The organism is Microcoleus sp. Pol12B4 (assembly GCF_036701385.1).
Taxonomy (GTDB): domain Bacteria; phylum Cyanobacteriota; class Cyanobacteriia; order Cyanobacteriales; family Microcoleaceae; genus Microcoleus.
In genome coordinates this window covers 2,855-4,396 of sequence record NZ_JAUBQR010000339.1, presented here as the reverse complement: position 1 = coordinate 4,396, position 1,542 = coordinate 2,855, and the positions used below count along the sequence as shown (strand labels likewise).

The 1,542-nt window shown below is 46.2% G+C and carries 2 protein-coding genes; both read right to left on the bottom strand.

The genetic code is table 11. The features are described from left to right. On the bottom strand, nucleotides 1–485 hold a 485-nt coding region (locus QUA38_RS27640; RefSeq protein ID WP_333167535.1), incomplete at its 3' end, for an aminotransferase class III-fold pyridoxal phosphate-dependent enzyme. A gap of 31 nt (nucleotides 486–516) precedes the next feature. Then, the coding region (locus tag QUA38_RS27635) for a condensation domain-containing protein (protein ID WP_333167533.1) at nucleotides 517–1,542 on the bottom strand (1,026 nt) is incomplete at its 5' end.

Below are 1,542 nucleotides of genomic sequence, written 5' to 3'. Positions count from 1 at the left end.
ATATTGCCAGTCGCAGCTAAACTGCCTAACGTCATGCCGTGATAGGCTCCCATGAATGAGAAAATGCCCGGTCTTTTCTTGATTTTTCGGGCTAATTTCAAAGCTGCTTCAACGCCATTCGTTCCCGTTGGGCCGCAAAACTGAACTTTATAATCCAGCTTTTTCGGTTCTAAGACAGACGAAAAGAATTTTTCTAAAAATTCTTTTTTGGCTGAGGTGTGCAGATCTAATCCGTGCGCGATCGCGTCCGATTCCAGATACGCTATTACTTTATGCTTGATATAGTCATTGTTGTGTCCGTAATTCAGCGCCCCTGCCCCTGCTAAAAAATCGATATATTCCGCTCCTGTTTCGGAATATATGATAGAATCTTTTGCCCGATGGAATATATCAGGAAAATTTCGGCAATAGCTTCTGACATTAGACTCGCGACTTTCAAAAATATTTGCTGACTGACTTGGCTTTTGTAGGGCGATGCGATGCATGGCAACTTTCTCACTCTAGTTAATTTGTTAGTTACGCGGCGGACAATTCAAAACTAAACGTTACTTCTTTTTCCAAACTTAACGTCATGGGATATTCGCGATCGATCGGCAACAGCAAGTCCTTCAGGAGCGCGTTTGGTTGCGCCAAGAACCCCTGAATTAATCTCTCGAAATCCTCCAGAATGTGAGTAATTGTGGCTAGCTCGAAGCGGCGGAAATCGTAATTGATGCCGATGCAGAACTTTAGATCCGGATACACGGCAACAGTCAGGGGATAGTTAGTCTTGTAAAAATTCGGCGCATTGGAGAAAATCGTCGAGTTCGAGATTTCTAGACGGCCTTCCCATTTTTCCAAGAGTGAATCCACAGGCGCGTTTTCATATACCAAGATACTCTCGAACAAAGGCCTGCTTCGCGGCACTTGACTCCATCCTTGAATATCAACTAGCGGACTCCACTCGTACTGGCGCATTTCCAGTAATTGTTCTTGAAGCTGCCTCAGCCAAACTAGCAGAGATTGGTCAGAAGCTACCTCGATCCATACGGGCAAGCTGTTAACAAATAGCCCAATTAGCGGCTCGTCTTGTAGTAATTCTACTGGGCGTCCCGCCACCGTACATCCGTAGACGACTTTGCGATCGCCGCTGTAGTAACTGAGCAGCATCGCCCATGCTCCCTGAAAGATCGTACTCAATGTAAGCTGGTGCTGCCGCGAAAAAGATTGCAGCGCTGCTGTAGTTTCTGGCGATAAATAGATTCTCTGTTCGTCGTATTTTTCCTCGGAATTGGAGGCGCTGCTAGCATCTAAATTGGTGAGGGAAGTAGGCGATCGCAATTCTCCGAGCGCCTGCCGCCAATACGTCTGGGCTTTCGCTACGTCTTGTTTTTGCAACCATTCGATGTAGTCTCGGTAGGGAATGCTGGGCGCTAAATCTACCTTTTTCCCCTCACAAATCGCCTCGTAAATTTGAAGCACTTCCGCGAGTATCGTGGGGATTGACCACCCATCCATCACAATAAAATGTCTGCTCCAAATAAATTGGTAACAGTTGTCAGC